The 8340-nt window shown below is 46.5% G+C and carries 3 protein-coding genes and 2 rRNA genes (1 of these 5 running past the window's edge); 3 read left to right on the top strand and 2 right to left on the bottom strand.

Features of this window, described 5'->3' with window-relative positions; genetic code table 11:
- The 3 genes from SO_RS22020 to SO_RS22010 all read left to right on the top strand — a co-directional run.
- Positions 1 to 2301, top strand: a 23S ribosomal RNA gene (locus SO_RS22020) (it extends 592 nt beyond the left edge of the window).
- 205 nt (positions 2302 to 2506) lie between these two features.
- A 5S ribosomal RNA gene (rrf, locus tag SO_RS22015) occupies positions 2507 to 2622 on the top strand.
- A 294-nt stretch (positions 2623 to 2916) separates the two neighbouring features.
- Positions 2917 to 5367 carry an EAL domain-containing protein gene (locus SO_RS22010; RefSeq protein WP_011074320.1) on the top strand — a complete coding sequence of 817 codons (2451 nt, stop codon included), beginning with the start codon at positions 2917 to 2919 and terminating at the stop codon, positions 5365 to 5367.
- On the opposite strand, the gene SO_RS22005 is transcribed toward SO_RS22010, so the two are convergent.
- Together SO_RS22005 and SO_RS22000 are read right to left on the bottom strand one after the other, a co-directional pair.
- The gene (locus tag SO_RS22005) at positions 5324 to 6313 is read right to left on the bottom strand and encodes an alpha/beta fold hydrolase (protein WP_011074319.1); all 990 of its coding nucleotides are present in this window, start codon (positions 6311 to 6313) and stop codon (positions 5324 to 5326) included. The genes SO_RS22010 and SO_RS22005 overlap by 44 nt on opposite strands.
- Positions 6314 to 6413: 100 nt before the next feature.
- A complete protein-coding gene (locus tag SO_RS22000) occupies positions 6414 to 8219 on the bottom strand; it encodes a DUF885 domain-containing protein (protein WP_011074318.1) in 1806 nt (601 codons plus the stop codon).
- Positions 8220 to 8340: the final 121 nt, after the last annotated feature.

The following is an 8340-nucleotide window of genomic DNA, read 5'->3' as shown; positions in this document are numbered from 1 at the left end:
AGGTTAAGCGAATAGCGGAGCCGTAGGGAAACCGAGTGTTAACTGCGCGTTTAGTTGCAAGGCGTAGACCCGAAACCCGGTGATCTAGCCATGGGCAGGTTGAAGGTTGAGTAACATCAACTGGAGGACCGAACCGACTAATGTTGAAAAATTAGCGGATGACTTGTGGCTGGGGGTGAAAGGCCAATCAAACCGGGAGATATCTGGTTCTCCTCGAAAGCTATTTAGGTAGCGCCTCGAGCGAATACCATTGGGGGTAGAGCACTGTTAAGGCTAGGGGGTCATCCCGACTTACCAACCCTTTGCAAACTCCGAATACCAATGAGTACTACTCGGGAGACAGACGGCGGGTGCTAACGTCCGTCGTCAAAAGGGAAACAACCCAGACCGTCAGCTAAGGTCCCAAAGTGTATGTTAAGTGGGAAACGATGTGGGAAGGCTTAGACAGCTAGGATGTTGGCTTAGAAGCAGCCATCATTTAAAGAAAGCGTAATAGCTCACTAGTCGAGTCGGCCTGCGCGGAAGATGTAACGGGGCTAAACATACCACCGAAGCTACGGGTGCAATCCATTAGGGTTGCGCGGTAGAGGAGCGTTCTGTAAGCCGTAGAAGGTGAAGGGGTAACCCACACTGGAGGTATCAGAAGTGCGAATGCTGACATGAGTAACGATAAAGGGGGTGAAAAACCCCCTCGCCGAAAGACCAAGGGTTCCTGTCCAACGTTAATCGGGGCAGGGTGAGTCGACCCCTAAGGTGAGGCCGAAAGGCGTAATCGATGGGAAACAGATTAATATTTCTGTACTTTTGCTAACTGCGATGGAGAGACGGAGAAGGCTAGGCTAGCGCGGCGTTGGTAGTCCGCGTTTAAGGTGGTAGGTGGGTGACTTAGGCAAATCCGGGTCACTATACACTGAGAGCTGATGACGAGTCCCCAAGGGGATGAAGTAGTTGATGCCATGCTTCCAGGAAAATCTTCTAAGCTTCAGGTTAGTAGGAATCGTACCCCAAACCGACACAGGTGGTCGGGTAGAGAATACCAAGGCGCTTGAGAGAACTCGGCTGAAGGAACTAGGCAAAATGGTACCGTAACTTCGGGAGAAGGTACGCTCCTGTTGGTGATGAGACTTGCTCTCTAAGCTGACGGGAGTCGCAGATACCAGGTGGCTGCAACTGTTTATCAAAAACACAGCACTGTGCAAACTCGCAAGAGGAAGTATACGGTGTGACGCCTGCCCGGTGCCGGAAGGTTAATTGATTGGGTTATCGCAAGAGAAGCTCATGATCGAAGCCCCGGTAAACGGCGGCCGTAACTATAACGGTCCTAAGGTAGCGAAATTCCTTGTCGGGTAAGTTCCGACCTGCACGAATGGCGTAATGATGGCCACGCTGTCTCCAGCCGAGACTCAGTGAAGTTGAAATTGCGGTGAAGATGCCGTATACCCGCGGCTAGACGGAAAGACCCCGTGAACCTTTACTATAGCTTGGCACTGAACATTGACCCTACATGTGTAGGATAGGTGGGAGACTTTGAAGTTGGAACGCTAGTTCTGATGGAGTCGTCCTTGAAATACCACCCTTGTAGTGTTGATGTTCTAACTTGGCCCCATTATCTGGGGTAAGGACAGTGCCTGGTGGGTAGTTTGACTGGGGCGGTCTCCTCCCAAAGAGTAACGGAGGAGCACGAAGGTTGGCTAAGTACGGTCGGACATCGTACGGTTAGTGCAATGGCATAAGCCAGCTTAACTGCGAGACAGACACGTCGAGCAGGTACGAAAGTAGGTCATAGTGATCCGGTGGTTCTGAATGGAAGGGCCATCGCTCAACGGATAAAAGGTACTCCGGGGATAACAGGCTGATACCGCCCAAGAGTTCATATCGACGGCGGTGTTTGGCACCTCGATGTCGGCTCATCACATCCTGGGGCTGAAGTCGGTCCCAAGGGTATGGCTGTTCGCCATTTAAAGTGGTACGCGAGCTGGGTTCAGAACGTCGTGAGACAGTTCGGTCCCTATCTGCCGTGGGCGTTGGATGATTGAGGGGAGTTGCTCCTAGTACGAGAGGACCGGAGTGAACGAACCGCTGGTGTTCGGGTTGTCATGCCAATGGCATTGCCCGGTAGCTATGTTCGGAATCGATAACCGCTGAAAGCATCTAAGCGGGAAGCGAGCCCCAAGATGAGTCATCCCTTGGACTTTAAGTCCACTAAAGAGCCGTTCGAGACTAGGACGTTGATAGGTCAGGTGTGTAAGCGTTGTGAGGCGTTGAGCTAACTGATACTAATGACTCGAGAGGCTTAACCATACAACCCAGATGGGTTTTACTGAAAATGTTCCAGACATTTTCCAGTACTTCCTCCTTCCCTGGAGGTCGTACAGTACTTAGACGAATACAAACACTTAAGAAGTGATACTCAATACAGCTTTCTAAATTAATAAATAAGACAAGAGTAGGTTCTAGGACCTAGCAGCACACAGTGCGCTCTCGAGTCTTGTTTAAACCGAATTTGCTTGGTGACAATAGCATTGTGGTCCCACCTGATCCCATCCCGAACTCAGAAGTGAAACGCAATCGCGCCGATGGTAGTGTGGGGTCTCCCCATGTGAGAGTAGGTCATCGCCAAGCGCCTAATTTGATTTCACTTTTAAACGTGAAGACAAACAGTCTCGTAAGAGAGCATAAAGCCAGCTGAATAAGCTGGCTTTTTTGTTTTTCATTTTCAAACTGAACATATCGACACCTTTTCTAAAGTTTCATTTCAGCTATTTTAAAAATCAATAATTTCATTTGATTACAATTAATTACCCTTTGAGTTGTTGATCTGTTTAATGGTCCTTATGTTAAGTCTTTTTGCTTAATAACCGGTTACCCGTTAGCATACTGGGCGTCGACCATTTAATTTAAAATTATTAGCAACCAATGTTTCGCAAACTCTCGCTCGTTGTGTTGATACCTGTGTGCATGCTAACACTTTACTTAGTGTTGGTTACGGCTGAGTATTTTTATGAGAGTAAACAGGTGCGCAAGGAGTTGGCCGATCGTCAAGTGGGTCAAATAAAGCAGCAGCTTTTACGTATGCAGGCCATTGTGCAATCGGCACAAGCATTACAGGATATAGAACGCATTGAGCAGGAGGTCTCTCTCGCGACGTTAGATATGAATGTTATGGTCTATATCTTGCTCGATGCAAACAGCCGGATTCGATTTGCTAATCATGCAGTTTGGCGCGATAGCAATGCGATTGAAGTGATAGATGGGTACGATGTAATTCAGCACCATGCCGTAGTGCAATCAGGGTTGGCGAGTATTTCTGTTAATCCCGAAAGGTTGTCTATTCAAGCCTATTATCCTGTTGAAGCCCAGTATCCTGGAGCGACAGAGTTGGTTTATCTCGAGTCTGATTTAGCTCCTTTAGTAGCTAAAGCCTCAACTGAGTTACAACAACGATTTATGCGTGTATGGGGACTTGGCGCCCTGCTGCTTATTGGCTTTACCTGCGTGTTATATTATTTGTTGATACGTCCATTTAAGTTGTTAAGTAAATCGGCTAAGCATGTCGGTACACCGGAATTTACAATACAAGTACCTTGGAGTGCTGCTGAGGTTTTATCTTTACAGACGAGTCTCCAACAGGTGCATGAGCGCTTAGGTCGAGCGGTTAAGCAGCTTAATGATAGTGAACAGCGCTGGTTGTTTGCCGTTGAAGGCTCGCGCAATGGTATTTGGGATTGGGATCTTCGAACTGGTGAAGTATTTCTCTCCGATCGATGGAAGGAAATGATTGGTTACCTTCCAGATGAACTTGAAGGGGCATTCCAGACGTGGGAGGCGCGTTTACATCCAGATGATAAGCAAGCTGTGTTGAATTGTCTGGATGAATATGTGAGCGGCAAAACAAAGGAGTTTGAGAGTGTGCATCGCTTACTACATCGCGATGGCCATTATGTTTGGGTTTTCGACCGTGGCATGTTAGTTGACTGGGATCATTTGGGGCGACCTACCCGAATGATTGGGATTCATGTTGATGTGTCTGAGAGTGAGAAAAACCATGCTGCTATTGCGGAGTTAGTTAAGCAATCTGCAAGTGGCCACCGAATGCTTCCTGAAGCGTTTATGGAACAATTGTCTCAATACCTGTCTCAACGAAATCGTGCAGGTTATTGGGGGGCTTTATTATTCGTTAATGTGGATACTCATGATATTAGTGATTCGCTGTCAACCCATGAACTAGAGCGATTACTGTCTCAATTAGGCGCAAGACTTTCGAGCTATTTTACTGAGAATATTGTTGTTGCACATATTGAATTTGGTAATTTTGCATTTTTAGTCAAAGATTTAGCTGTTGATGCCGAAATGGCTGGGCGCCGTGCCTTGGCCTTAGCAACCGAGTTAAGGCAAATCACGATGCGTCCTTTCCATTATGGTGAGCATCATTTTAGTTTGGTTGCGAATCTGGGTATTTGCTTATTAGATTCGGTTGAAACACTTGCACCAGAACTTGTGGTTCGGCGTGCTCAACTCGCAATGGAGCATGGTAAGTCATCGGAACATGCAGGTTGTGCTTTCTATCATCCAGACTTAGCGCGTGCATTGGATCCTGAACCGTCATTACTCAATGCATTGCAACGGGCCATTACTGACAATCAGCTCTCATTGATGTTCCAGCCCGTTGTGGATGTGTATGGCAAGATAGAGTCTGCTGAAGTCTTATCTCGCTGGTCTTTAGCCAATGGAGAAATCGTCCCTGTTGCTCAATTTATTAGCTTAGCTGAGCAAAATGGATTGGTTGCCTCGCTTGATTTAAATGTTACCGAGCGAGTTTGCCAGTTAGTCAAACAGTTTAGGCAACTTGGCATTACGTTGCCGCGTTTGACGTTGAATATAAGTACCTTATCTTTCTGCCAAGCTGATTTTATTGAACAATTTATTGCTGTAGTTCGTTCCTATGAGCTTGATGATAAGCAACTGGGCGTTGAACTTGCTGAGAGTGTGTTCCTTACATCTAAAGCATTTGTTGAGCCACGGATTATTCAGTTAGTCGAGGCAGGGATTGCTATTACGTTAGATAACTTTGGTGCCGGGCAGAGTGCCTTAAGTTGCCTACATAACTACCCGCTAACTGAGGTGAAGTTAGATGTGCATTGTGCAGTAAGCTTGTTGAATGATGCGAGTTGGAACCAAGCACTTATTCAAGCGGTACAACCTTTTAAACTGCCGATAGTGGCTAAAGGCGTTGAATCGGTTCAGCAACAACAGCTATTTACCACCTTAGGATGTACCCATTTCCAAGGTTACAATATCGCTCGCGCCTTGAGTTTGAATGATTTTAAACAGCTTGTTTGTCCACGTCCCTTGTTGCGTAGCGTTTAAAAAAATCGAGTGCGTAATTCAGCGCTTGATTGCGATAGCTATCTTTCTCCATAAATATCTCATGGGCTGCTCCTGCAATCACCTTTAATTGGCAATTAGAGCTCACTGCGAGATTTTGCGCTGCATTGTCGACAATTTTATCCTCACCGGCCTGTAGGATCAGAATAGGTGTACGTATATGCGTTGTTGCCAATACACAAGCATCGGCTGCATCTAAGGATTCAGTAAGCCAACGGTTAGTCGGAGAACCTAGCTGCAGCTTTGGCGCCGCCTCATACAATTCTCGGTAGGCTTGGTAACGGCTCTGGCAATGGGTGAGATCATTTCCCTTAAAGGGGACTGGGACTGCCTTATAGTTTTGACCACTTAGCACATAATTAGGCTCTCCACCGTTGAGACTGGTATCGAGTTTACTGGCTAACCAACGGACAAACCCTTTAGGCATGGGTAACTTGATGCCATACATAGGTGCTGAAAATACGGCAGCGGTAAAGACATCGGGATGCTGTTTTAGATACAAGGTGCCGATGGCACCGCCCATAGAGTGCCCAAGTAAGAACAGTGGTGAGGTGGCGTGTTTAAGCACAACCGTTTGCATAAACAGCGCAAAATCATCAATGTAGTCATTAAATCTCCGTACATGTCCTTGATGGGGATTTGCGGTCATTCGACTCGATAATCCTTGACCGCGGTGGTCGATAGCAAACACCGAGTAGCCTTGCTGATACAAGTCAAAAATCAACTCTTGATACTTTAGGTAGGATTCCACGCGGCCACTGCTGATGACTATGCTGGCATGGGCTTTAGGATGCTTAACCATCATATAGGCCAAGGTTAATCCATCGGGCGTGTTGAGTGTGTCTTGGACAACGGTTTGCCAAAAGGCTTGCTGTTCAGAGGTATTTAAATCGTGTTCCGTTGAAAAAACTGATGGCGTTTGGCTCATTCTCTGTCGCGTATCTCTGGCAAAAGGTTCGTTAGAGTGTAACAGAGAACCTAGGGTGTCAGGAAAGGGAGCCTGAAAATACTGACTCCCTAGGATGACATTAAATCGCGGCTTTTTTCGCTTCAATAAAGTCGTTTATCTGTTGTTCAAGCACTGACATCGGCACAGAGCCATTTTCTAATACTGCATCATGGAAAGCACGAATATCAAATTTATCGCCTAAGGCTTGCTCTGCTTTGGCGCGTAAGCGTTTTATGGTGAGTTCACCAATCTTGTAGGAGAGTGCTTGCCCTGGCCAAGTAATGTAGCGGTCAATCTCAGTGGTCACATTGTGGAGTGATAATGCTGTATTATTTGCCATAAACTCAATGGCTTGCTCACGACTCCACCCCTGAGCATGCATGCCTGTATCGACAACTAGGCGGGCTGCGCGCCACATCTCATAGGTGAGGCGACCAAAATTGCTGTAAGGATCTTGATAAAATCCCGCTTCTAATCCCAAGTATTCGCTATACAATCCCCAGCCTTCGCCAAAGGCAGAAATATAGCTGTAGCGGCGAAAATCTGGCTGTGAGCTTAGTTCAGAATTGAGTGAAATCTGTAGATGGTGTCCTGGTACGGCTTCGTGCAGGGTTAATGCCTCTAGTTCATAGAGTGGGCGTTTATCTAAGGCGTAGGTATTGACCCAGTAGTAACCGGGTTCATCGTCACGATTCGAACCAGAGTAACGGCCAGAGGTATATTTAGGCGCGATTTCGGCGGGTACGGGGGCGATACCATAGGGTTTTCGCGGTAATTTACCAAAATACTTTGGTAACGTGGCATCGGCCTTTTTGGCAATAAACGCTGCTTCTTTCAGGAGTTGATCCGCACTGGTTGCATAAAACTGGGGATCGGTTCTTAAGAAATACAAAAAGTCGGCAAAGCTGCCTTTAAAGCCCACAGACTTAATGACTTGCTCCATTTCCTGGCGAATGCGCTTTACTTCTTTTAAGCCGAGTTCATGCACTTCTGCCGAAGTGATATCTAAGGTTGTGTAGTATCGAACACGGTTTTCATAAAAAGCATCCCCATTGGGTAGACTATTAGCAGCAATATTGTCCCGAGTGTTGGGCATATATTCCTGAGTCATAAAATCATAAAAAGCCTGATAGGTCGGGATTACATTTTGTTCGACCAAGGCTCGACCTTGTTGCGTTAACTGAGCTTTTTGCGCCTCGGTGAAATGGTTTGGGTACTGAGTAAAAGGCTTGAAATAACTGCTTTTCTCTACCGGTAAAATATAAGCGCTAATGCTGTTTTCAAATCCTTTAAGGGTCGCTTTGGGTGGGGTAATTCCTTCCTTTAATCCTTGCTTTAACCAATAGGTTTGCTGGGCAAAGTAATTTGGCAGCGCTTTAAGTTTATCCAGATAGTTTTGATAATCCTCTTGGGTGTTGAAGCGTCCTTGAGCAATGGAGGATATGTAGGCGTGGAAGCCACTTTCTGCGGTGATTGGTAGGTAGTAATCCTTGTACTTATACAGGTCGACTTCGTTTTGTAGTTGATCCTCAAGGATTTGAGCATTGATTTTATCTTCTTTACTCAGCTTACTGCGATCCAGTGCTTTCAATTGGACCAAAATCGCTATCTGACCTTGATTGAGCTTGGCTAAGGCTTCTGGGGACAGATCTTGCAATTTACCTGCGGCGCTCTTATCGCCCATTCCATAGGCCATTTCTGGGCTGGCACTGAGTTGGAGTTGCCAGCTTTGATCCACTATCGCTTGTAGTGCGGGGGCCATCGTCTTGACTGAGGATTGCGTTATTGCCACCGCTGTTTGGCTGGCGGATTCTGCAGGGGGCTTAGCCGTGCTACAGGCGCTCAGGACGCAAATGAGTAAGCTAGGGGTAAAGAGTTTATGCATGATTTATCTCGGATATTTTCGTTGTTATTGAAGTCATTATGCCTGAGGTCTTGCGCAGATTCTTGTACGCATATTAAGCGGAATTGTGACTGAATGTGAATTTAAATCCCTCAGTGCCATT

Origin of the sequence: Shewanella oneidensis MR-1, assembly GCF_000146165.2 — a bacterium.
GTDB lineage: Bacteria > Pseudomonadota > Gammaproteobacteria > Enterobacterales > Shewanellaceae > Shewanella > Shewanella oneidensis.
This window is presented reverse-complemented; position numbering and strand designations above follow the sequence as displayed.

Bases quoted from the DNA above. Each gene is read 5' to 3' on its own strand.
- SO_RS22010 (WP_011074320.1), top strand. From the start codon at position 2,917: ATGTTTCGCAAACTCTCGCTCGTTGTGTTGATACCTGTGTGCATGCTA.
- SO_RS22005 (WP_011074319.1), bottom strand. From the start codon at position 6,313: ATGAGCCAAACGCCATCAGTTTTTTCAACGGAACACGATTTAAATACC.
- SO_RS22000 (WP_011074318.1), bottom strand. From the start codon at position 8,219: ATGCATAAACTCTTTACCCCTAGCTTACTCATTTGCGTCCTGAGCGCC.